This is a genomic window from Flavobacterium terrigena (genome assembly GCF_900108955.1).
GTDB lineage: Bacteria > Bacteroidota > Bacteroidia > Flavobacteriales > Flavobacteriaceae > Flavobacterium > Flavobacterium terrigena.
In genome coordinates this window covers 128,443-150,382 of record NZ_FNYA01000003.1, presented here as the reverse complement: position 1 = coordinate 150,382, position 21,940 = coordinate 128,443, and the positions used below count along the sequence as shown (strand labels likewise).

At 30.7% G+C, this 21,940-nt stretch carries 22 protein-coding genes; 10 read left to right on the top strand and 12 right to left on the bottom strand.

The window, feature by feature from the left end:
* Positions 1 to 972, top strand: a complete 972-nt coding sequence (gene trpS, locus BMX42_RS07255) for a tryptophan--tRNA ligase (RefSeq protein WP_091311351.1) — start codon at positions 1 to 3, stop codon at positions 970 to 972.
* A 46-nt stretch (positions 973 to 1,018) separates the two neighbouring features.
* Here trpS and dprA read toward each other — a convergent pair whose 3' ends face one another.
* Complete coding sequence (dprA, locus tag BMX42_RS07250) at positions 1,019 to 2,122, bottom strand: DNA-processing protein DprA (RefSeq protein ID WP_091311348.1); 1,104 nt, start codon at positions 2,120 to 2,122, stop codon at positions 1,019 to 1,021.
* Positions 2,123 to 2,401: 279 nt separating this feature from the next.
* On the opposite strand from dprA, the gene BMX42_RS07245 reads away from it, so the two are divergent.
* From BMX42_RS07245 to BMX42_RS07235, 3 genes are all read left to right on the top strand, one after another.
* The gene (locus BMX42_RS07245; protein ID WP_091311346.1) at positions 2,402 to 3,391 is read left to right on the top strand and encodes an HU domain-containing protein; all 990 of its coding nucleotides are present in this window, start codon (positions 2,402 to 2,404) and stop codon (positions 3,389 to 3,391) included.
* A 64-nt stretch (positions 3,392 to 3,455) separates the two neighbouring features.
* Positions 3,456 to 3,968, top strand: coding sequence for an acyl-CoA thioesterase (locus BMX42_RS07240; RefSeq protein WP_091311344.1), 513 nt, complete (start codon positions 3,456 to 3,458; stop codon positions 3,966 to 3,968).
* A 10-nt stretch (positions 3,969 to 3,978) separates the two neighbouring features.
* Positions 3,979 to 5,031, top strand: coding sequence for a ferredoxin--NADP reductase (locus BMX42_RS07235; RefSeq protein ID WP_091311342.1), 1,053 nt, complete (start codon positions 3,979 to 3,981; stop codon positions 5,029 to 5,031).
* Between the two features lie 44 nt (positions 5,032 to 5,075).
* Here the strand turns inward: BMX42_RS07235 and BMX42_RS07230 are convergent, their stop codons facing one another.
* Positions 5,076 to 5,918 carry a hypothetical protein gene (locus BMX42_RS07230; protein WP_091311339.1) on the bottom strand — a complete coding sequence of 281 codons (843 nt, stop codon included), beginning with the start codon at positions 5,916 to 5,918 and terminating at the stop codon, positions 5,076 to 5,078.
* Between the two features lie 376 nt (positions 5,919 to 6,294).
* Here BMX42_RS07230 and BMX42_RS07225 point away from each other — a divergent pair, with 376 nt between their 5' ends.
* On the top strand, positions 6,295 to 7,104 hold the full coding sequence (locus tag BMX42_RS07225) for a hypothetical protein (protein WP_091311336.1): 810 nt from the start codon (positions 6,295 to 6,297) through the stop codon (positions 7,102 to 7,104).
* Between the two features lie 29 nt (positions 7,105 to 7,133).
* Here the strand turns inward: BMX42_RS07225 and BMX42_RS07220 are convergent, their stop codons facing one another.
* The gene (locus BMX42_RS07220; RefSeq protein ID WP_091311333.1) at positions 7,134 to 8,165 is read right to left on the bottom strand and encodes a glycosyltransferase family 9 protein; all 1,032 of its coding nucleotides are present in this window, start codon (positions 8,163 to 8,165) and stop codon (positions 7,134 to 7,136) included.
* Positions 8,166 to 8,771, bottom strand: a complete 606-nt coding sequence (locus BMX42_RS07215; RefSeq protein ID WP_091311330.1) for a DUF4254 domain-containing protein — start codon at positions 8,769 to 8,771, stop codon at positions 8,166 to 8,168.
* A 69-nt stretch (positions 8,772 to 8,840) separates the two neighbouring features.
* On the opposite strand from BMX42_RS07215, the gene upp reads away from it, so the two are divergent.
* Complete coding sequence (upp, locus tag BMX42_RS07210; protein ID WP_091311327.1) at positions 8,841 to 9,494, top strand: uracil phosphoribosyltransferase; 654 nt, start codon at positions 8,841 to 8,843, stop codon at positions 9,492 to 9,494.
* Here the strand turns inward: upp and BMX42_RS07205 are convergent.
* The gene (locus tag BMX42_RS07205) at positions 9,489 to 10,415 is read right to left on the bottom strand and encodes a DUF6427 family protein (RefSeq protein WP_091311325.1); all 927 of its coding nucleotides are present in this window, start codon (positions 10,413 to 10,415) and stop codon (positions 9,489 to 9,491) included. The two genes, upp and BMX42_RS07205, sit on opposite strands and share 6 nt — an antisense overlap.
* A 44-nt stretch (positions 10,416 to 10,459) precedes the next feature.
* Between BMX42_RS07205 and BMX42_RS07200 the strand changes: the two genes are divergently transcribed.
* Positions 10,460 to 10,693: a DUF6341 family protein gene (locus tag BMX42_RS07200; protein ID WP_091311321.1), complete on the top strand. Its 234-nt coding sequence runs from the start codon at positions 10,460 to 10,462 to the stop codon at positions 10,691 to 10,693.
* A gap of 79 nt (positions 10,694 to 10,772) precedes the next feature.
* Here BMX42_RS07200 and purD read toward each other — a convergent pair whose 3' ends face one another.
* Positions 10,773 to 12,044 (bottom strand): phosphoribosylamine--glycine ligase, encoded by a 1,272-nt coding sequence (gene purD, locus BMX42_RS07195; RefSeq protein WP_091311317.1) that lies wholly within the window; start codon positions 12,042 to 12,044, stop codon positions 10,773 to 10,775.
* Positions 12,045 to 12,154: 110 nt separating this feature from the next.
* On the opposite strand from purD, the gene BMX42_RS07190 reads away from it, so the two are divergent.
* On the top strand, positions 12,155 to 13,462 hold the full coding sequence (locus BMX42_RS07190) for a phenylacetate--CoA ligase family protein (protein WP_091311313.1): 1,308 nt from the start codon (positions 12,155 to 12,157) through the stop codon (positions 13,460 to 13,462).
* Between the two features lie 162 nt (positions 13,463 to 13,624).
* Here BMX42_RS07190 and BMX42_RS07185 read toward each other — a convergent pair whose 3' ends face one another.
* From BMX42_RS07185 to BMX42_RS07165, 5 genes are read right to left on the bottom strand one after another with little or no spacing between them, the layout of a single operon-like run.
* Positions 13,625 to 14,389 (bottom strand): glycosyltransferase family 2 protein, encoded by a 765-nt coding sequence (locus BMX42_RS07185; RefSeq protein WP_091311308.1) that lies wholly within the window; start codon positions 14,387 to 14,389, stop codon positions 13,625 to 13,627.
* Positions 14,389 to 15,690: an undecaprenyl-phosphate glucose phosphotransferase gene (locus BMX42_RS07180; protein ID WP_091311770.1), complete on the bottom strand. Its 1,302-nt coding sequence runs from the start codon at positions 15,688 to 15,690 to the stop codon at positions 14,389 to 14,391. The genes BMX42_RS07185 and BMX42_RS07180 overlap by 1 nt, the downstream gene beginning before the upstream one ends.
* 49 nt (positions 15,691 to 15,739) lie before the next feature.
* On the bottom strand, positions 15,740 to 16,723 hold the full coding sequence (locus tag BMX42_RS07175; protein ID WP_091311306.1) for a UDP-glucuronic acid decarboxylase family protein: 984 nt from the start codon (positions 16,721 to 16,723) through the stop codon (positions 15,740 to 15,742).
* A gap of 34 nt (positions 16,724 to 16,757) precedes the next feature.
* A complete protein-coding gene (locus BMX42_RS07170) occupies positions 16,758 to 18,110 on the bottom strand; it encodes an O-antigen ligase family protein (protein WP_091311303.1) in 1,353 nt (450 codons plus the stop codon).
* On the bottom strand, positions 18,046 to 19,161 hold the full coding sequence (locus BMX42_RS07165; RefSeq protein ID WP_091311300.1) for a DUF1972 domain-containing protein: 1,116 nt from the start codon (positions 19,159 to 19,161) through the stop codon (positions 18,046 to 18,048). The genes BMX42_RS07170 and BMX42_RS07165 overlap by 65 nt, the downstream gene beginning before the upstream one ends.
* 179 nt (positions 19,162 to 19,340) lie before the next feature.
* Here BMX42_RS07165 and BMX42_RS07160 point away from each other — a divergent pair, with 179 nt between their 5' ends.
* Together BMX42_RS07160 and BMX42_RS07155 are read left to right on the top strand one after the other, a co-directional pair.
* The gene (locus BMX42_RS07160) at positions 19,341 to 20,117 is read left to right on the top strand and encodes a 2OG-Fe(II) oxygenase (RefSeq protein ID WP_091311297.1); all 777 of its coding nucleotides are present in this window, start codon (positions 19,341 to 19,343) and stop codon (positions 20,115 to 20,117) included.
* A 9-nt stretch (positions 20,118 to 20,126) separates the two neighbouring features.
* Complete coding sequence (locus BMX42_RS07155) at positions 20,127 to 21,287, top strand: glycosyltransferase family 4 protein (RefSeq protein WP_091311293.1); 1,161 nt, start codon at positions 20,127 to 20,129, stop codon at positions 21,285 to 21,287.
* Between the two features lie 7 nt (positions 21,288 to 21,294).
* Here the strand turns inward: BMX42_RS07155 and BMX42_RS07150 are convergent, their stop codons facing one another.
* Positions 21,295 to 21,819, bottom strand: coding sequence for an acyltransferase (locus BMX42_RS07150; RefSeq protein ID WP_177169138.1), 525 nt, complete (start codon positions 21,817 to 21,819; stop codon positions 21,295 to 21,297).
* Positions 21,820 to 21,940 lie beyond the last annotated feature (121 nt).

Here is a 21,940-nt window from a genome sequence, read left to right as displayed (position 1 = left end):
ATGGCAAAAATATTAACGGGTGTTCAAAGTACGGGAACACCACATTTAGGAAATTTATTAGGTGCAATTATTCCAGCTATTGAAATGGCAAATAATCCTGCAAATGAATCGTTTTTATTTATTGCCGATTTACATTCGATTACGCAAATTAAAAACGCAACCGAATTAAAAGAAAACACCTATAGCACAGCTGCGGCTTGGTTAGCGTGCGGATTAGATACGAGTAAAGTGGTTTTTTACCGTCAATCTGATGTGACACAAACAGCAGAATTAACTTGGTATTTGAGTTGTTTTTTCCCTTTTCAACGTTTGACTTTAGCACATTCTTTTAAAGACAAAGCCGACAGATTAGAGGATGTAAACGCAGGTTTATTTACATATCCAATGTTAATGGCGGCAGATATTTTATTATACGATGCAGAAATTGTTCCAGTTGGAAAAGATCAAATGCAACATATAGAAATTACGCGTGATGTCGCGTCGCGTTTTAACCATCAAATGGGAGAAACGTTCGTATTACCAGAAGGAAAAACGAGCGAAGACACGATGTTAATTCCAGGAACGGATGGACAAAAAATGAGTAAATCTCGTAATAACTTTATCAATATTTTCTTAGACGACAAAGCATTATTAAAACAAATTAAAAGTATTGAAACTGATAGTACTCCTTTAGAAGAACCAAAAAATCCAGATACCTGTAATGTTTTTGGCTTATATAAATTATTAGGTTCACAAGAACAAATCGCACAATTGAAAGCCAAATATTTAGCTGGAAATTACGGTTTCGGACACGCCAAACAAGAATTATATGATTTAATTGCGGAGAAATTCAAAACAGAAAGAGAAAAATACAATTACTACATCAACAACTTAGAAGAAGTAGATAAATTACTTTTCGAAGGAGCATCAAAAGCGGGTAAAGTCGCAGATGGAGTTTTAAAAAGAGTAAGAGAGAAATTAGGGTTTATGTAAAATCCTCAATAAATGTAAAGCCGGCTTTTCAGTCGGCTTTTTTATTTTACACCGCTTCAAACAACTTTCCTGGCAAAGGCCTGATTACGCCTTTCAATTCCATATTCAATAATAAAGAAGAAATTTTAAAAATTGGAAAATCGCAATCTAAAGCAATAATGTCCATAAGTTCTTGATCTTTGGTTAGAAGATAATCGTAAATTTTTTGCTCATCTTCCGTTAAGAAAACAAACAATTGTTTTTGAATGGGCTTCACGGTTTTATCAGCCAAATCCCAATTCAAAATATAAATCAAATCTGCTGCGCTATTTAATAAATGGGCGCGTTGTGTTTTTATCAAATTATTACAACCTTGACTATATTTATCTGTAATTCTTCCTGGAACAGCAAAAACATCTCGGTTATAATCGTTGGCGATATTTGCTGTAATTAACGAACCACCTTTTTCGGCACTTTCAATCACAATTGTAGCTTCGCACATTCCAGCCACAATCCGATTTCGTTTTACAAAATTTTCTCTATCTGGATTTGAAGTACTCCAAAATTCAGTCATAAAACCACCATTTTGTTCCATTTTCGCCATATATTTTTTGTGCATTTTCGGATAAATTTGATTCAATCCGTGCGCTAAAACGCCAATCGTTTGCAAATTATTTTCCATCGCGGCTTGATGTGCTACAATATCAACTCCATAAGCAAATCCACTCACGATAATTGGATTTAAAGGTGCTAAATCAGCAATTAGTTTTTTAGTGAATTCTGTTCCGTAAGGTGTTATTTGTCGTGTTCCAACAATATTAATCAACCTTCTGTTTTCAAAATTAATATTTCCCGATTGAAACAAAATCACTGGACTGTCGATACAATGTTTCAATCGTTCAGGATAATTTTCATCTAAATAATAAGAAATAGAAATGTTCTCTTTCTCGATAAATCGAAGTTCGTTTTCAGCTAACTGAAAAACGGTTTTTTCTTGTAATTTTTTGTAGAGAATTTCGCCAACACCATCAATAGCTAACAGTGTTTTTTTCTTAGATTGAAAAACGGCTTGGGCAGAACCACAATGGTTTATTAATTTTTTGGCAACAACATCACCAATTCCTTCCACTTTTAAGAGTGCGAGTGCGTGTAATAATTCAGTATGTAACATGGCGTATAATATATCCTGCAAATATATTTATTTTTTATGAAATTGAAATAGCCACTAAAAAACAAGTTTGTGAAAACAATTGAAAATCATCGAAAACCAATAATAAATAAAATTGTTGAGATAAACACCATTGAAAATAAAGGCTATACCATACGACCAATAAAAAACAATAAATAACTTTGTATGAAAATCAAACCACAACAAACTCAAAGAGCAGATTGTTAATAAAAATTGTTGATAAAATTTTGTTTTTGTCTTTGAATACTTAATTTTGCTTTTATGAAAATAGAGAAATACATTTCTGGATTATTGTACCGATACCAATGCGTTAGCATTCCTGGTTTTGGTGCTTTTTTAAGCGAATGGCAATCGGCACAAATAGCTGAAGGTCATAATTCGTTTGTTCCACCAAGAAAAGTAATTTCTTTCAATTCAAACATCAAAACCAATGACGGTTTGTTAGCGAATCATATCGCGTTGCAAGAAAAAATTAGCTACGAAAGTGCTTTAGCGAAAATTCAAACGCAAGTTGTTTTTTGGTTAGAGAAATTGCAAAACAAAGAAGTTTTAACCTTAGAAAATATTGGTGAAGTTTTTTCAAATTCTGAAAATAATTTAGTTTTTAAACCGAATACTTCTGTCAATTATTTAATGGATTCTTTTGGTTTATCGGGCTTTAATTCTCCAGAAATCATCAGAGAAAATCAAACTCAAAACACGACTGAAACCATTTCTATCGCTCCAGAAGTTTTAGAAAATGAAATTCTGGAAGAAGTTATTATTGAAGATGAAACACCAGTTATTCCATTAGTACAATCTAAACCAAACACTAATTGGCTAAAATATGCTGCAGCAGCTGTAATTGTGCTTTCAACAGCTGGAACCTATGGTTATAAAATGTATTACGATTATACGATTGATCAGAAAACCATTTTGGTAGAAAAATCAGTTCAAGAAAAAGTAAATCAGAAATTACAAGAAGCCACTTTCGTTTTACCAAATCCAATGGAAGCTGTTGACTTAACTTTGGAAGAAAAACCAAATGCTAAATATCACGTTGTGGCTGGCGCTTATAGAAGTGAGCAAAATGCTAACAAAGCATTAAAACAATTAGTTTCTCAAGGTTTTGATGCGCACATCTTAACAAAAAACAAATACGGATTAATTCCTGTTGCTTTCGGAAGTTATTCTAGTTTAAAAGAAGCACAGAACTTTAAACATAATATAAAAGAAAAAGATAGCATCGATGCTTGGTTGCTAATAGACTAATCCCAATTTTGGGATTTTTTTTTGGCTTGTTTTTAATTAGAGTTATTATCTTTGTAAAAAAACAATGCAAAACAAATATCCTTCAGACTCAATTACTGTTCTTACAGATTTAGTTTTACCTGGTGAAACTAATCCTTTAAATAATCTTTTTGGTGGTGAATTATTAGCTCGTATGGATAGAGCTGCGAGTATTACAGCTCGTCGTCATTCTCGTAGAATTTGTGTAACCGCATCTGTAAATCACGTAGCATTTAATAAATCAATTCCATTAGGAAGTGTGGTTACTGTGGAAGCAAAAGTGTCGAGAACGTTTTCTACTTCTATGGAAATTTATATTGATGTTTGGATTGAAGACAGAGAATCTGGTATAAAAGTAAAAGCAAATGAAGGTATTTATACTTTTGTAGCCGTAGACGAAATGGGAACTCCAATGCCAGTTCCTCCAATTGAACCACAAACAGAATTAGAAATTCAACGTTTTGAAGCGGCACTAAGAAGAAAACAATTAAGTTTAGTATTAGCTGGAAAAATGAAACCTAGTGATGCAACAGAATTAAGAGCATTATTTACAAATTAAAAAAAGAAATATGGATTTTTATAAATTAGCAATAAAAGAAATCAAAAGAGAAACCAAAAGTGCGGTTTCAATTGTTTTTAATATTCCTGAGGAATTAAAAGCGGTATATCAATTTATTGCTGGACAATATGTTACCTTAAAATTAACTTTAGACGGAAAAGAAATTCGTAGAGCATATTCTATTTGTTCTTCTCCAAAAAGCGGCGAAATGCGAATTGCTGTGAAAGAAGTAAAAAGTGGTGTGTTTTCAAAATTTGCGAATCAAAATTTAGCCGTTGGCGATTTGTTAGAAGTAAGTATTCCGGAAGGAAAATTTGTTTTTGAAGCCAAACACGAGCATCAAAAAAGTTATGCGGCTTTTGCTGCTGGAAGTGGAATTACCCCTGTTTTATCTATTGCGAAAAGTGTTTTAGAAGAAGAACCAAACAGTACATTTGTTTTGGTTTATGGAAATAAAACAGAAGCAGAAACTATTTTTCACGATGAATTACACGCCTTACAATTAAAAAATTTAGGTCGCTTTTTTGTACATTTTGTTTACAGTCAAGCTAATGTTACTGGTGAATTATTTGGAAGAATTGACAAATCTGTGGTAAACGCTGTTGTTAAAAACAAGCATGCAGATAAGACTTTTTCTAAGTTCTATTTATGTGGACCAGAAGAAATGATTAAAGTGGTTTCGGCAACTTTAACTGAAAATAACGTGGCTGAAAAAGATATCAAATTTGAATTATTTGGTACTTCTCCAGCACCAGAAAATAATGCAGCTGCAGGACAAAATGGTCATACTAATATTTCAATTTTAGTAGATTCAGATGAAGTTACTTTTGAAATGAGTCAGAAACAAACCATTTTAGAAGCAGCATTAAAACAAGGTTTAGATGTACCATATTCTTGTCAAGGCGGGATTTGTAGTAGTTGTATTTGTCGTGTTACAGAAGGAAGTGCGGTGATGAATAAAAACCAAATTTTAACAGACAACGAAGTAGCAGAAGGATTGGTTTTAGCTTGTCAGGCTATACCAACAACAGCTGAAATTAAAGTTGATTTTGATAATATTTAAGAATATTAATGTATATAAAAAAGGAGCTAATTAAGCTCCTTTTTTTATATGTCACTTTTTGTTTTTAAGAAATCGGCAGCTAATGTGTCATAACCGGGATTATGGTTGTCCCAAATTTTCCAAACACCATTTATTTTCCTTAAAAAATATAATTGACGAGTTACCTCATTGATTACATACTTGTTTTTCCCATTGCTATCCACAAAGCCTATGTTCCAAAATTCCTTCGTGCCAATAACTGCGGTATCTTCACTAATACTGCGCAATTTGTACCCATAAACTTCAAAATTGGAACGGTTATTTTCACAATTTAAATGGTAGTCTAATTCGGAATATTTTACATGTAAGTCAAAAATTCTTTTAAATACAGAGCTTTCCTCAAAAACATACTCGGAAAATCTTCCCATGTCTACTGTTGGTAATTTTTTCAAAAGCTCAAAATATTCTTTACAAGAATTAAGTACTATTTCTGTAAAAAAATGAATTGGAAGATTAGTATCTTGAATCTCACTAACCGTTTCTGTCGGTTCCTTTTCAACTTCTGTTTTTTCACTTTTTGAATGGTGTAATAAGAAACTATTTAAGTTAGGATAACCTAAAAAAATGGCCAATTTATCAAGTGTTTTCAAAAATCGTAAATCGGTATTGCCGTTAACAGTATAATTATTAGTAAATATTCTTTGCAAAGTGGTACTTGAAATGGAAACGCCTAAATCGTTTTTTTTGGAGCCTTGCATAAATTCAGATTTAGACAAACTTTCATAAATTATATCAGACAATAAAATGTATTGTGCTCTTTTCCACTGAAATGAACCAAACAATGAACTGTTTTTAACAATATCATGATTAATGATTTCTTGTTTTAATTTTTCAATAATTTTTTCCATCCTGAATTTCTTCTTTTATAATTACTATCAAAATCAAACTCCAATAAGCCCCCCTTTTTTTTATATGTTAACAAATATGCAATTTCTTTATAGAACAAAAAGATTATTGCTTATTTAATAAAAAGTAAAGTGCTAAAGTAATTTTTATTGTGATATATACAATGAAAAAACCTAAAAAAAAACAAATTGTTTGAAATTTGATTGTTTTTAGGTTTTTCTTTCATTTCATCTGCAATTTCACTTGAAAATAAATTTAAATATTTTTAATAATTAAAAGTTATGGTTGTTTTATAGTCAACTTAAGTCTCTTTTAAAGTTAGTTATGCCCTTTTAGTAAAATTATATTTGCGACCTAACTATCTAAAAAACAAGACAAATGAAAAAAATTACAAAAAAAACACTGGTTTTTTTAATATGCGCATTTTTACCTATTCTCATTAATGCTCAAGTAGGAATTGGCACTACAAATCCTGAAGCTGCTTTAGACATCACCAGTACAACAACAGGGTTTCTAATGCCAAGAGTAGCATTAACCGACATAAATGTTGCTGCTCCTGTTGTAAATCCAGCATCAGGTGTGCTTGAAGTTGGAACTATGGTGTTTAATACGGCATCAACTGCTGGAATAACTGGAGTTGTGCCAGGATTATATTTTTGGGATGGCACAAAATGGGTACCACAATTTCAAAGAGGTTTTGAAAAAAGATTCGTGCAATCTGCCGACTTAGCGGTCGCTAAAACAGCATCTACTTATACAAACATTCCTGGTTTAGGGGCATTAAGCTTTATTGTACCTTATGATGGAATATACCAATTTACGTTAACTGGATATTTGGGATCTGACACACCTGTTGGTTCAATTCTTTTTACCGACAATAATTTCGGTTGGGTTGAAGGAAATTTCAGGATGACAATAAATGGCGTGGACTATAAAAAATATTCCTACTCCGTAAGTTATTACAATCATGCAACTAGTATGCAATATTTCCAGCTTTTTAATGAATCTAATGTAGTAGTAAAAATTCCTCTAACTGCTGGAAGTACTTGCACTCTTAATGCTGCATATAATGGTGTGGCAACTGATGGATATTCAAATAACACAACTGCTTTAAGTCATGTTGTGGGTAGATCTGCGGCAATACTGGGTAACGAATGTGAGATTAATGTTATTTATTTAGGAAAATAAATTTTTTTTGTCTTATAAATAAAAAGGAGCTAATTAAGCTCCTTTTTTATTTTATCGATAACCGTTTCTGGTAAAATACTTCGCATCGCATTTTCATAACCTTCTACTTTTTTATTTCCGTAAACCGAAGTTGGTAAAAATGGATATTGTTCTCTATCTGAAGTGATACAGAAATTGTCTGGTTGATGGAACGGTTTGAATCCAGCAAAAGGATGTGTAGCGCCCCAAAGTGTAATGACCTTTACACCCAACATAGCTGCAATATGTGCATTTCCAGAATCCATAGAAAGCATCACATTTAAGTTAGATATGATGGCTAATTCTTCTTTCAAGTTAGTTTTTCCCGCTAAAACAATCACATTTTCATAATTATTTTTCAGTTGATCTAGCTTCTTAATTTCTTCGTTTCCTCCACCAAATAAGAAAATTTTGTTTGAAGCATTTTTAGCTAATTCATCAATCACTTCTTGCATTAAATCCATTGGATAAACTTTGCTTTCATATTGTGCGAAAGGTGCGATTCCAATCCAACTTCCTTCTTTTTTTCCAGTAATTGCAATTATTTCTTCTGATAAAATAGCTCTTTCAGGAAATGTTGGTTTACTTAAATCTAAAGGGAATCCTAACTTTTCAAACGTTTCACCATGTCTAGCAAACATGGATTTTGTTGGAGAAATGGTTTTGATGACTAACTTCGTAAGCTCTTTTTTATCTTGTCGTCCTTTATCAGTCGCTGCTACTTTTTTACCACTTAAAGCAAATAAGGCTCGTACTACTTTTGAACGTAAGACGTTATGTAAATCGGCTACTGCATCAATATTCAGTTTTCGTAAATCCGAAAATAAGCTTAACAAACCAGGAAAACCTTTATGTCTTTCTTTTAAATCGATGGCAAAGAAAGTTACGTTTTCAATATCGTCGAAAAAAGGTTTGAAAAAAGGTCGAGAAACTACTGTGATTTTTACATTGGGATATTGCAAAGAAAAAGCTTTCAGCACAGGAACTGTCATAGCGACATCGCCCATAGCTGAAAGCCTGATAACTAAAATGTGTTGCGACATTTATTTTTTATTTTGGTACAAAACTGGATTCAAATCTTCGTCGTTGTACATTTTCATTTGTTTGTATACTTTCATGAATTTGTCACCGTTTTCGATATCTTCAACTAATTGACTAATTGAGATAAACATATCGTTTTTTTGGTCTAACAAAACATTTAATTTTTCCTGACATTTGGCTCTGTGTTCTGCAGTTGCTTCTTCACGAGTTGCCTCTTCATTCATGTGGTAAATTTTCAAAGCTAAAATCGATAATCTATCAATTGCCCAAGCTGGACTTTCTGTATTAATTCTTGCATTAGGTTTTACTTGAACGTGCGCATATTTCTGTAAAAAATACCCGTCAATATATTCTACCATATCTGTTCTCACTTGATTTGAAGCATCAATTTTACGTTTTAAATCTAACGCAGCAACTGGATCAATATTTGGATCACGAACAATATCTTCATAATGCCATTGTACGGTATCTACCCAGTTTTTAGCATATAACAAGTGTTCTACTGAACCTTTTTCAAATGGATTCAAAACAGGTTGATATACATCGTTAATAATATGATAATCTTTTATCGATTGTTCAAAGATAGGAAAGGCAAATTCTGCAAACATAGTTTCTGATTTAATTTACAAAAATAAGGATTTTTTGTACTTTTAACCTCAATTTTCAAATTATCTCACATGAACGTACATTATATCTCCGAACAAAATAGTATTTTAAATCATTTTCTTACTCAACTTAGAGATGTAACCATTCAAAAAGACAGCATGCGCTTTAGAAAAAACATAGAACGCATTGGTGAGATTATGGCTTATGAATTAAGCAAAAAATTAGAATATAAAGATATTGCTGTTCAAACTCCTTTAGGCGTAAAACACACAACAACTATTGCAGAAAGTATTGTTTTATGTTCAATTTTACGAGCTGGGTTGGCACTTCATCAAGGGTTTATGAACTTTTTTGATGATGCAGAAAACGGTTTTGTTTCGGCATACAGACATCATTATAATAACGATGATGAATTTGATATTTTGGTAGAATACAAAGCCACACCAACTTTAACTAATAAAAGTTTAATCTTAATTGATCCGATGTTGGCTACTGGGCAATCTTTAGTTGCGGTTTTAAATAAGCTTTTAGTCGATCATCAACCGACACAAATTCATATTGCTGTGGTAATTGCCGCACCAGAAGGAATTAAACATTTAGAAGAAAATTTACCCGACAGTTGTAATTTATGGGTGGCTTCACTTGACGAAAAACTAAATGAGAAAGATTATATCATTCCCGGTTTAGGTGATGCTGGCGATTTAGCGTATGGAAATAAACTATAATTGCGCAAAAAAGAAAAACAATCCAACTGCAAATAACAGATATAAAGAAACTTCTTTATAAACGGAATCTTCAAATTTTTCGAACATATTCGCACCTAAAATAGATAAAGGCGCAAAAGAATAGATTAGTAAATCGTTAGATTTATTTGGTGAAAAAATATAAATTCCAACCGCTAAAATAAACGAAAAATAAATTTGTTTATAAGAGGACTGCATGTTCAATGGTTTGTTTTGATAATCGAAAGTTTGAGAAGCAAAAAACAAAACTGAAATAGACACAAACAGTGCCAAAGCCATGTTTTGATAGACATTATCAAAAGCGAAAAAGTTAAAACTTACATCAAAAATATTGTCGTTAATGGTGTAATTATCAAACAAAACCAAACTTGCAAAAATGTACAATATCCAAACACAAAGGAAAGAAACAAACGGCAACAACCAGTTTTTAAAATCTTTTCCTGAGTGAAAAATGATGGAAATAAACACTAAAACAATATACAGAATACTCCAAAAATGGAATATTGCAGAAAGGAAAATCCAAAAAGAAGCATCAAATATTTTCTCTTTTGGAGAGTTTAAAGTTTTTAAGGAAACCAATCTTCTCAAAGCCAATAATAAAAACACATTTGACAATACAATTTTCGAATCGTCTAATATCGTTGGGAATAAAAGGATGAAAATGAAAAATATAAGAATCGCATAATTGTCGTTTTTAGTTAGCGAATTTTTTAGAGAAATAAAGTTTACTAAAAAAAACGAAAATATAATTAAAACCAGAACTGCCGCTTTTTCGATTATAATTTTTGTTGTAAAATCGATGTTTTCGAGTTGAAATTGGTATAAAAAGAAGCAAGAAAGTAGCATTAAAAAAATTAATGCGTAATTAATTGGTCGAGTTTTACTAAAAAGGCTTGCAATCATAAAGATATTTTATATTTTTGTAGTGTAAATATAATAATAAAAAAATGAAAGCATTTTTCGAAGCAATACAATTTTTATTTGTTGAAGTACTTTTTGTACCAATGGACTTATTAAGAAGTTGGGAATTAACTAACTGGTGGGGTGCAAATATTATCAACTGGGTATTTATTGTTATCTGTTGTTATTGGACATATTACTGGACGAAACAACTAGCAATATTCAAAAGTTCAGGAGAAGACGAGCAAGATACAACTGCTCACTCTTTCTTAACAAAATAAAATAGCATTTAAAATATAAAAAAATACCCGTAATAACAACTATTACGGGTATTTTTGCTTGTATAAAGTTAAGGTTCTATTATAAATCGAACCCAATATCTTTTCTATAATTCATCTTATCAAACTTTAGATTTTCTATGGTTTCATAAGATTTTTTTGTAGCGTCTTTAAACGTATTCCCGAATGAAGTTACCGCTAAAACACGACCTCCATTAGATAAAATTTTTCCGTTTTCTTCTTTTGTTCCTGCATGAAAAACTAAAGATTCTGTGTTATTATCTAATCCAGAAATTTCTTTTCCTTTTTCAAATTCTTCAGGATAACCTCCAGAAACCACAACAATTGTTGCAGCCGTTCTTTCGTCTAAATCCAATTCAAAATTTGATAATTTTTCAGTCGCAACGGATTGAAATAAAGCTACTAAATCAGATTTAATTCTTGGGATAACTACTTCCGTTTCTGGATCACCCATTCTTACATTATATTCAATCACAAAAGGATTATCACCCACTTTAATCAAACCAATAAACACAAAACCTTTGTATTCAATATTGTCGTTTTTTAAACCATTGATAGTTGGAATTACAACTTGCTCTTCAATTTTTTGCATCAAAGCCGCATCCGCAAATGGAACTGGAGAAATAGCGCCCATTCCACCAGTATTTAAACCTGTGTCACCTTCACCAATTCTTTTGTAATCTTTTGCCGTTGGTAAAATCTTATAACTTTTTCCGTCAGTTAAAACGAAACAACTTAATTCGATTCCATCTAAAAACTCTTCAATAACCACTTTCGCGCTAGCAGAACCAAATTTAGCATCTACTAACATCGCTTTTAATTCGTCTTTAGCTTCTTGTAAATCGTTTAAAATCACCACTCCTTTTCCGGCTGCTAAACCATCGGCTTTTAAAACATATGGTGGAGAAAGTGTTTCTAAGAAAGCGTAACCTTTTTCAACTGTTGCTGAAGTAAAACTTTCGTATCTCGCCGTTGGAATATTATTTTTTACTAAAAATTCTTTAGCGAATTCTTTACTTCCTTCTAATTGTGCGCCTAATTTTGATGGTCCAATTACAGGAATCGCGTTTAAAGCTGCGTCATTTTTAAAGAAATCGTAAATTCCATTTACTAAAGGATCTTCTGGTCCGACCACAACCATTTCAATAGCATTCGTTAAAACAAATTGTTTAACGGTTTCAAAATCATTTGGATTCATAGCAACATTTGTAGCTATTTGAGATGTTCCAGCGTTTCCTGGTGCTACAAAAAGTTGTGAGCAAAGTGAGCTTTGAGTCATTTTCCAAGCAAAAGCATGTTCTCTTCCGCCCGAACCTAAAAGTAAAATGTTCATATAGAGTGTTGTTTGTTTGTGCAAAAATAGTTCGTTTTAATTGGAAAAAAAAGTAAGTCTTTACTAGATTATAAAATTAGGTTTGTTATTTTTGAATAAATTCAGAAAACGTGCTCAACTTATTCAATTTAACGTTAAAAATTAATGGTTTTCCCATGAAGGAAGCCCAATTGGAGTTTGAAAAAAATCTGCAAATTTCTGAATCTGATTATCAAAAATTCATTGAAGAAAAAAGAAAAGAGATTGTACAGTTTCATTTAGACAACAATACTTTCTATAAAAATTTGGTTGGAAATAGAGATGTTTCTGATTGGAATAATTTACCTATTCTAACTAAAAAAAATCTTCAAGTTCCTTTAGCAGAAAGACTTTCCAAAGGTTTTGAAAGAAATATTTACATCAATAAAACGTCTGGTTCTAGTGGTGATCCGTTTATTTTCGCGAAAGATAAATTTTCGCATGCGCTAACTTGGTATTCTAATATTTACCGCTTTGGTTGGTTTGGCATTGATTTTAATTCGTCGTTTCAAGCGCGATTTTATGGTGTTCCGTTGGATAAAGTTGGATATTATAAAGAACGCTTCAAAGATTTTTTAGCCAAAAGATATCGTTTCCCTATTTTCGATTTATCGGATGTGGTTTTAGAAGAAATTCTGAAAAAATTTCAACAAAAGAAATTTGATTATATTAATGGATACACGAGTTCTGTGGTGCTTTTTGCTAAATTTTTACAATCGAAAAATATTGTTTTAAAAGATGTTTGTCCGACTTTAAAAGTCTGTATGGTGACATCTGAAATGCTTTTTGATGATGATAAAATACTACTTGAAAAATATTTAGGCATTCCGATTGTTAATGAATATGGCGCTTCGGAACTAGATTTATTAGCTTTCCAGAATCCAAAAGGCGAATGGCAAGTCAATTCTGAAACCTTATTTATTGAAATTTTAGATGAGAATAATCAGCCAGTTGCTAACGGAACTTCTGGTAAAATTGTGGTAACTTCTTTATACAACAAAGCGCATCCTTTTATTCGTTATGAGATTGGCGATATTGGAATTTTAGACGAAAAAAGTACTTGGAAAAAACCACTTTTGAAACAATTAATTGGTAGAACGAATGATGTGGCTGTTTTACCAAGCGGCAAAAAATCACCAGGATTAACGTTTTATTATGTGACGAAAAGTATCATTGAAGATGACGGAAACGTGAAAGAATTCGTGATTAAGCAAACGAAATTGGATAGTTTTGAAATTGATTATGTGAGTGAAAAAGCACTTTCTTCTGTACAAATAGATGAAATTCAGAAAGCGATTGATTTGTATTTGGAACCGAATTTAAAATTTACTTACGCTCGAAAAGACTTCTTAACGAGAAGCAACCGTGGGAAGTTGAAACAATTTACTTCTTTGTTGTAAGTTTTATTTGTTTTTCTTTAGCCACGAATTCACGAATTTTAAATTTAATTTGGCTAAAAATTAGTTCGTCTTTGACGATCCCGAATCATCGGGACGAATTAAAAAAATATTCAATTCGGAAATTAGCTGCGCTGAATCTTTGATTTCGTGGTAAAAATCTATTTACTTTTTCTTAAATTTTGGTTTGATAACCAACTGAACATATAAAAATCGCATCGTATCTAAACTAGCCATAAAGAAATTACGTTGGTGAAAATTTCGGTAGACTTTGAAATTATATTTTATCAATTTCCATTTTGAAGCGGAAATAGAATCTTCTCGAACTCTGTAATAAGCCAAACTTTCTGGAAATGGAATAGCAGTTTCTATTTGTTTTACGATTTGCAACCATAACATCCAATCTTGTCTTTTCTTGATGGACGAAATCGGAATTTTACCAAAGAAATCTACCGAATAAATCCCAGTTAAATTCCCAATCCAATTGCAAAAATATAATTGTTGGTACGTTATTTTTGAAGGAGTTGTAATCGTTTCATTACGCAAATTTCCTACTTCATCAATCGTTTCATAAAACGAAAAAGTAAACGGAATATTTTGGGTTTGCATGAAGTTAATCTGCTTCTCCAATTTATCAGATTTCCATAAATCGTCGGCATCTAAAAAAGCGATATAATTTCCTGAAGCTTGTTGAATGGCGAAGTTTCTTGCTACACCTGCTCCCGAATTTTTATCTAATTTAAAGGCTTTTATACGAGAATCTTGGCTAGCAAAATTTGAGATTATAGCGAACGTTGCATCTGAAGAACAATCGTCTACCAATAGCAATTCCCAATTTTGATGTGTTTGAGAAATAACCGATTGAACGGCTTTAGAAAGATACTTTTCAGAATTAAAACATGGCGTAATTATGGAAACTAACGAGTTCATTAGTAGGCTTTTTCTTCCCCTTTAAAAATATTAATTACGGTTAAAAATATTATCTTTATATCAATCCAAAGTGACCAATTTTCAATATAATAAACATCAAATTTTATTCTATTAACCATATCTTCATCTGTTTCAATTTCACCACGATAGCCTCTAACTTGTGCTAATCCAGTCACACCAGGTTTTACATGATGTCTAATCATATATTTTTTGATCTTGGTCCCATATAATTTATTTTGTGCCCAAAGATGTGGCCTTGGTCCAACAACAGACATGTCTCCTAATAAAACATTAAAAAATTGTGGCATTTCATCAATACTAGTTTTCCTGATAAATTTACCAATTTTTGTAACTCTAGGGTCATTCCTAGTTGCTTCTCTTTCGGTAGTTTTGTTAATCATCATGGATCTAAATTTATAACAAAAAAACTCTTTTTCCATAAGGCCTGGTCTGTTTTGTTTAAAAAAAATAGGACCATTTGATTCAATTTTTATTAGCAAGCCTAAAAGAGGTGTTAACCAAGAAAGTATAAATAAAATTACGAATAATGAAAAAACTATATCAAAAGTTCTTTTAAACTTTATGTTTACTTGTTTCTCTAAAGGTGTCTTCCGAAGAGCTATAATTGGTATATAACCATAATACTCCACAGCTAAGTTTCTATAAAGTGTACTTTTACTGTCGGCAATTAATTTTAATGTTATATAATTATTATCAGAGAAGTCAATTAATTTTTCTATATCATTATCTTTCAGATCCTTTAAAGAGGCGTATATTTCCTCTATTTTATTTTCAATAATATACTCAAATATTTCTTTATAGTTAATTGTTTTTTTCTTATTAACCTCAAACTTGTTAAATATATTATATCCTAAATCAGGATTTTTATCAAAATAACTTACTAATTCTTCTGTGTTTTTATTAGATCCTAAAATAATTAGTCTTCGAATATTTCCTTTATAGAGAAGTCTGTATTTTTTTAATAAATAAAAAACAAAGAATTTCAAAAAACCAACAGACAAAAAACAAACAAAAACATAATAAAAAATTTCATTTGTAGTTACATACTTATACTTATAGCCTACATAGGCAAATGTAATTAACCAAACAAACAGAAATTGTTTTAGAAGTCTAATAAAAATAGATATTTCTTTTGTATTTCTATAAACTTCGTAATAACCTATATAATAAGCAATAATTAGCCAAAAAACAGATAAAATGGCATGATATCCAAAATTACTCATAGCAGAACGAAGGCATACTAATATCAATAGATTTATAATTAATAAATCTAAAAACATTACAAGAGGCCTTAGTATTCCCGAGTATCTACCTTTTTTGGCTGTCAAACTAATAAATATATTTTGAAAAATCTTTATGTTCTTCTTTTGCTAATTCTTCAGGTGAAAGAGATTTGAAATATTCATATGTAATTTTCATTCCTTCTTCCCTGTTTACTTTAGCGCTCCATCCTAAAATTTCTTTTGCTTTTGTAGTGTCTGGTTGACGTTGCATTGGATCATTTACAGGTAAATCTTTATAAATTACTTTCTGATTGGTTCCTGTTAATTTTATAATTTCTTCTGCAAAATCGGAAATGGTAATTTCGTCTGGATTACCAATATTTACTGGTAAATGATAATCTGAAAGTAATAATCTATAAATTCCTTCAACTTGATCGGTTACATAACAAAATGAACGGGTTTGACTTCCATCTCCAAAAACAGTTAAGTCTTCACCACGTAAGGCTTGTCCGATAAATGCAGGAATAACGCGACCATCATTTAATCGCATTCTTGGTCCGTAGGTATTGAAAATACGAACAATTCTTGTTTCTACACCATGGAAAGTGTGGTAGGCCATTGTAATTGATTCTTGAAAACGTTTTGCTTCATCATACACCCCACGTGGTCCAATCGTATTTACGTTTCCGTAATATTCTTCGGTTTGTGGATGCACTAGTGGATCACCATATATTTCTGAAGTGGATGCAATAAGAATTCTTGCTTTTTTAACTCTCGCTAAACCTAATAAATTATGTGTTCCTAACGAACCTACTTTTAAGGTTTGAATTGGAATTTTTAAATAATCAATTGGACTTGCAGGCGAAGCGAAATGTAAAATATAATCTAATTCACCAGGAACATGAACAAATTTGGTGATATCATGGTGATAAAACTCAAAGTTTTTTTCTTTAAACAAATGTTCTATGTTTTTTAAATCTCCTGTAATTAAATTATCCATTCCAATTACGAAATAGCCTTCTTCCAAAAATCTATCACATAAATGTGATCCTAAAAACCCTGCTGCTCCTGTTATTAATATTCTTTTCATTTTTTTATTTCTTAAAACTCATATTCATTAAGAGTTATTCAATTAATTCTTTGTTTTTGTGATTTTCAGACATAAATATGCAATAAAACAACACAAAAAACACCACACCTCTTTGTCTCCACAAAAAAGATTCTGTCAAAAATACGCTTATCATTAATATTGAAAAAGTAAAGTGTATAAAATCTTTGTTATGAAATGCTTTTTTTAACAGAACAAACAACATCATTAGCAAAATTAGCAATCCGAAAATTCCTAATTCGGCAAAATTTTGTATATATTGATTGTGGAAGTTTTTATTTTGATAACCATCATCATTTCCTGTTCCTTTATATATATTGTATTTGTCTCCTTTTTCTTCAAGTTTTTTAAACGATGCATTTAGTCCGAACCCTTTCCAAAAAATGCTTTCTTCAGATAAAAATTCAATAAATAACCGTGTTTGATAAACTCTAAATGCCGTACCTGGAAAATAATCATTTGGTGAAAATGTTTGGTTGTTCCAAGCTTCATATATACTAACATAGTGAACGCTATCAGGAACACCATCAATAACATTATGGCTGATACTTTTATTGGTGTGAGACTGAAATTCCGCTTCAAAACGTTTTTTAATTCTTCCCAAAAACACTACGCTTCCTACAACTAATGTAAAGACAATTAGATTTCGCAACCTCATTCTGTTTGCTGATTTCGCAAAATAGAATATATAAATTAAGGTGATAAGTATTGCGACTAAAATGATGTTTTTAGAAGAAAGTAACAATATAAAAAACAATAAAATTGCCATAGCTGTTTTTTGCCAAATGTTCTTTATTTCAATTGCTAAAAAATATACATAAGCAAGTATTGAAAATACAGAAAAATGAATGGCGTTTAAATCTTTTGGAATTAATCCTAAGTCTTTATATTGATCTTGATGATAGAAAAAAACGGCGGTATCTTTTAAAATTAAATACCTGATTGCGGCTCTAAAAATGAAAAAAAGCGCAAAAATCAAAAAACCGTAAGTGTAATATTTTAAGATTTTGCTAATTTGATCTCTACTAAATTTAGGAATTATAGCAAATAGAAGCGGTATAATTAATAAAAAAGCTTCTTTTGGCGCAGCTTTTACAGTTCTTTCCATATCAATTGTCCAGAAAAAAGAACACATCATTAAAATAAAAAGCAGAATAGGAAGTAGTAAAGAAAAAGATAAATTGAACTTTAATTTTTTATAATTCCAAAAAACTATTACTCCAAAAAAAGTAAGTATCGTATTGGTAACAGCTAATTTAAATGGTAAAGAAAGCAATAATAATAGGATGAAAATAAAAGCAAAATTATTTTGATTTTCCTGCTTTATATCTTTCCATACATTGTTCAAAAAGTTGTAAATAATCGCCATTTATCTTAGTCCAATTAAACTCATTAACTATCGCTTCGTAATTGTTTTTTATGAACGGCAAGTTATTACTTTTTTTGCTATTATTTAACAAATTTTTCACTTCTGTTGGATTAGAAAAATAAAACGCATTTTCTTTTAAAACGCCTTTATTAAAATCATTATTATGAGCAGCAATAAGTGCTTGAGATGCCATTGCTTCTAATAATGACGGATTTGTTCCCCCAACCGAATGACCATGAAAATATAATTTAGAATAATAACGTAAATTATTTAAGTGTTGCAAATTGTAAATCCCACCCATAAAACGAATGTTTTCATGAGGTTTAAACTTGTTTTTTAAATATTCTCCATATTTGGTATTGTGATTTCCAACAACTAAAATAGGTGTTTTATCTTCTGAATTTAAAGCCACGCCTTCCAAAACCATATCTAAATTATTTTCTGGTTCAAAACGTGCCATTATCATATTGAAATTTTCTTTTTCAACTTGATATTCCTTTAAAATATCTTCGTTTGGCGAATTGAATGGATACGCACCATAAGCAATGTAAGTAGACTCTTTTTTATATTTTTCTAGCAAAAATTTTTTAATTCCTAACGAATCGGAAACTAAATAATCACCCGATTTTGCGGCCAACCATTCTGCCAGTTTTAAAAATTGTTGTACGGGTTTGGAATATTTCGAACGTTTCCATTCTAAACCGTCCATATTGATGATGTTAATGGATTTTTTTGGCATAAGAAAAAACCAAACTGAATTACTCGTATATCCTAATTGAAGAATGATATCAAAATTTCTCTTGCGGCTATCCATAATACAGTTAAAATCGTAAATAAACTGGCCAAAAGTGCCGAATTTATATTCAGGATCGTGCTTATGTATTAAATTTACGCCATGAAACGTTTTTTCTTGGTATTTATGATTGTGTGAATTGTAACAATACACATCATGACCTTTTTCTGCTAAATAAACAGAAAAAAATTCAGCAAATTGTTCAAAACCACCATAATAGTTGGGAATACCTCGTGTGCCAAGAATAGCTATTTTCATAAAACGTTTTTCATTCAATTGACAAAAGTAATGAAAAAAAGGTTTTAAGAAAATGTTAAAATTAATATGTCTTATCAAATCTTGATTTGTTTTTATTCAATTATAGATTTTAATGATTTTTATCTAATAATTGTATTGCATTTCTTTTTACATTTGTAAAATATAATATTCCTAGTGCTATGATAAATTTTACTTTTTTAGAAAATAATTTAGATAAATTAAGAACTCAATACTTAACTGCTCAACCCTTTCCGCATTTGATTATTGATTCCTTTTGTGATGAGGAAAAATTATTAAAAGCGTATGAAAATGTTCCTGAGCTGAATAATAAAAGTAGGGATTATGGCTTTGCAGGGAATAAATTTGAAAAATCAAATTACAAAGAAATTTGTCCAGAATTTTTAGAGTTATACAATGATTTAGCATCCGAACGATTTAATACTATTCTAACTTATATCACTGCAAAGAAAACTTTTGTAGATCCTAAAAATTTTGGTGGAGGTTTACACCAAGGAAAGAAAAACAGTTTCTTGGATATGCATCTTGATTTTAATTATCATCCTTTACATAAAAACTGGTATAGAGAATTGAACTTGTTGCTTTATTTAAATAAAGATTGGAAACCAGAATACAAAGGTGGCTTGAGAATTAAAGATTTAAGAACTAATGATGAAGCTGAACTAGACGTTCCTTTTAACAGAATGATTATTCAACAATGTGCGCCTTATACTTTACATGGTTATGATATGACAAACTTTCCTGAGGGAAGATTTAGAACATCAATAGCTACTTATGCGTATCAAATTCATGAGCGTATTATTGAAACACCTCGAACAACAGATTGGTTTCCAAAAGATGATGCGTCTGCTTTAAAAAAATTATTTGCTAAAAATTATAATTTTTTGGTTAAAACTAAAAATAAGTTTTTTGGAAGTGCGACTGCTAAGAATCAGTAATAGTATTTTATGAAAAACGTATTAATTATTAATCAATCATCAGAACTATATGGGGCTGACAAAGCTTTATTAGAACTAATTGATAATTTTCCTAAAAATTTTACCCCAATTGTAGTTTTAGAAAACGAAGGCCCTTTAAAGGAAATTTTGTTACAGAAAGGAATTAAAGTAATAAAATGTCCCGTAGTAAAATTGAATCGATCGCTTTTAAGTTTTTATGGAATTTATAGGGTTTTTGTAGATTCGATAAGAGGGTTTTATATCATTAGCAAAGAAACTAAAACAATAACTATTGATTTGGTTCACTCTAATGCAATCTCTGTGCTTATTGGTGCTTTTTATTCTTTATTTTACAATAAACCTCATTTATGGCACGTTCATGAAATAGTTGAAAGTCCTAAAACGATTGCGAAATTATATCCTCGAATTGTGAATTTTTTTTCAGACAAAATTATTTATAATTCTAAAGCTTCTTATAATCAATTTTTAAAGATATATCCAAAAGTTGAAAAAAAATCTGAGGTAATATATAATGGTCAATCAAGAAACTTTCCTATTTCAGATAAAACATTGATTACTGTATTAAAAGAAACTGTTTTAAAAACACAACAAGAAGCAATTGTTATTGGTTTAGTGGGACGAATTAGCAGATGGAAAGGTCAGTATCTTCTATTAGAAGCATTTGATAAATTAATAAAAAAACATTCCAATATACATTTAGTATTTGTTGGTTCAACGCCACCTGGACAAGATCATTTTTTAGTCAAATTAAACGATTTAATAGCGTCATTCAAATTAGAAAAGAATGTTACTATTGTTGACTTTCAAAAAAATATTTGGCAAATATATGATGCTATAGATATATCGGTAGTTCCATCTATTGAACCGGAACCATTTGGTTTAGTTGCTACTGAAGCCATGCTTTCTAACAAACCTGTGATTGCTGCAAAACATGGAGGCTTGTGTGAAATTGTTGTTGATAATGAAACAGGATTGTTTTTTGAACCAAGAAATGTAGATGATCTTGCAAAAAAATTAGAAATATTGGTATTGAATCCAGATTTGAGAGAAAAATATGGAAACAATGGAAATAAAAGAGTAAAAGATGTTTTTTCTACTGAACAATATGTGTCTTCTTTTGAAAAAAAATATATTGAACTTACTTCATAATTTTAAGTTAATCAATTTGCTTTAGCACTTTAGCCGGAATACCACCAATTATGGAATTTTCAGGAAAAATACCACTAACAACTGCGCCAGCTGCAACAACTGAATTGTCGCCAATGCAAGAACCATCTAAAAAAGTTACTTTTGCTCCAACCCAAATATTATTACCTAATTTAATTCCTTTAGAGGTAACTCCTTGTTCTCTGATTAGTATTTCTTTGTTTTTAAAGTTGTGATTTTCTGAGTGAAAACTTATGTAGGAACCCATAATTACATTGTCGCCAATTTCGATTCCTCCTGACGCTCCAAAATGTGTAAAATCTCCTATTGCAGAATTTTCTCCCATCTTTAAACCTTTACCGTATTTACTCATATGGCTTGTACAAGTAAGATAAGAATATGCACCAATTCTAACATTATTACTTAAAATAATTTTTTCGTAAGCATATCCATCAAGTCTTGTGCTTTGTTCAATTGTTACATTTTTACCAAAACATATGTTTTTTTTATTGAGTATTGTACAATTTTTTCCCAAAAAAACTTTCTTTCTAAGAAATAACAAACCTCGAAAAAGCATAAATCCTCTTGTTTTCAAAGTATAAAAAAATAAGCTACTTGGAATTCTAGAGTCTATAGTATAGCTCTTGCCTGACTTA

Excerpts from the sequence above, each read along its gene's own strand:
- trpS (WP_091311351.1), top strand. The coding sequence starts at position 1 with ATGGCAAAAATATTAACGGGTGTTCAAAGTACGGGAACACCACATTTA.
- dprA (WP_091311348.1), bottom strand. The coding sequence starts at position 2,122 with ATGTTACATACTGAATTATTACACGCACTCGCACTCTTAAAAGTGGAA.
- BMX42_RS07245 (WP_091311346.1), top strand. The coding sequence starts at position 2,402 with ATGAAAATAGAGAAATACATTTCTGGATTATTGTACCGATACCAATGC.
- BMX42_RS07240 (WP_091311344.1), top strand. The coding sequence starts at position 3,456 with ATGCAAAACAAATATCCTTCAGACTCAATTACTGTTCTTACAGATTTA.
- BMX42_RS07235 (WP_091311342.1), top strand. The coding sequence starts at position 3,979 with ATGGATTTTTATAAATTAGCAATAAAAGAAATCAAAAGAGAAACCAAA.
- BMX42_RS07230 (WP_091311339.1), bottom strand. The coding sequence starts at position 5,918 with ATGGAAAAAATTATTGAAAAATTAAAACAAGAAATCATTAATCATGAT.
- BMX42_RS07225 (WP_091311336.1), top strand. The coding sequence starts at position 6,295 with ATGAAAAAAATTACAAAAAAAACACTGGTTTTTTTAATATGCGCATTT.
- BMX42_RS07220 (WP_091311333.1), bottom strand. The coding sequence starts at position 8,165 with ATGTCGCAACACATTTTAGTTATCAGGCTTTCAGCTATGGGCGATGTC.
- BMX42_RS07215 (WP_091311330.1), bottom strand. The coding sequence starts at position 8,771 with ATGTTTGCAGAATTTGCCTTTCCTATCTTTGAACAATCGATAAAAGAT.
- upp (WP_091311327.1), top strand. The coding sequence starts at position 8,841 with ATGAACGTACATTATATCTCCGAACAAAATAGTATTTTAAATCATTTT.
- BMX42_RS07205 (WP_091311325.1), bottom strand. The coding sequence starts at position 10,415 with ATGATTGCAAGCCTTTTTAGTAAAACTCGACCAATTAATTACGCATTA.
- BMX42_RS07200 (WP_091311321.1), top strand. The coding sequence starts at position 10,460 with ATGAAAGCATTTTTCGAAGCAATACAATTTTTATTTGTTGAAGTACTT.
- purD (WP_091311317.1), bottom strand. The coding sequence starts at position 12,044 with ATGAACATTTTACTTTTAGGTTCGGGCGGAAGAGAACATGCTTTTGCT.
- BMX42_RS07185 (WP_091311308.1), bottom strand. The coding sequence starts at position 14,389 with ATGAACTCGTTAGTTTCCATAATTACGCCATGTTTTAATTCTGAAAAG.
- BMX42_RS07180 (WP_091311770.1), bottom strand. The coding sequence starts at position 15,690 with ATGTTTTTAGATTTATTAATTATAAATCTATTGATATTAGTATGCCTT.
- BMX42_RS07175 (WP_091311306.1), bottom strand. The coding sequence starts at position 16,723 with ATGAAAAGAATATTAATAACAGGAGCAGCAGGGTTTTTAGGATCACAT.
- BMX42_RS07170 (WP_091311303.1), bottom strand. The coding sequence starts at position 18,110 with ATGGCGATTATTTACAACTTTTTGAACAATGTATGGAAAGATATAAAG.
- BMX42_RS07165 (WP_091311300.1), bottom strand. The coding sequence starts at position 19,161 with ATGAAAATAGCTATTCTTGGCACACGAGGTATTCCCAACTATTATGGT.
- BMX42_RS07160 (WP_091311297.1), top strand. The coding sequence starts at position 19,341 with ATGATAAATTTTACTTTTTTAGAAAATAATTTAGATAAATTAAGAACT.
- BMX42_RS07155 (WP_091311293.1), top strand. The coding sequence starts at position 20,127 with ATGAAAAACGTATTAATTATTAATCAATCATCAGAACTATATGGGGCT.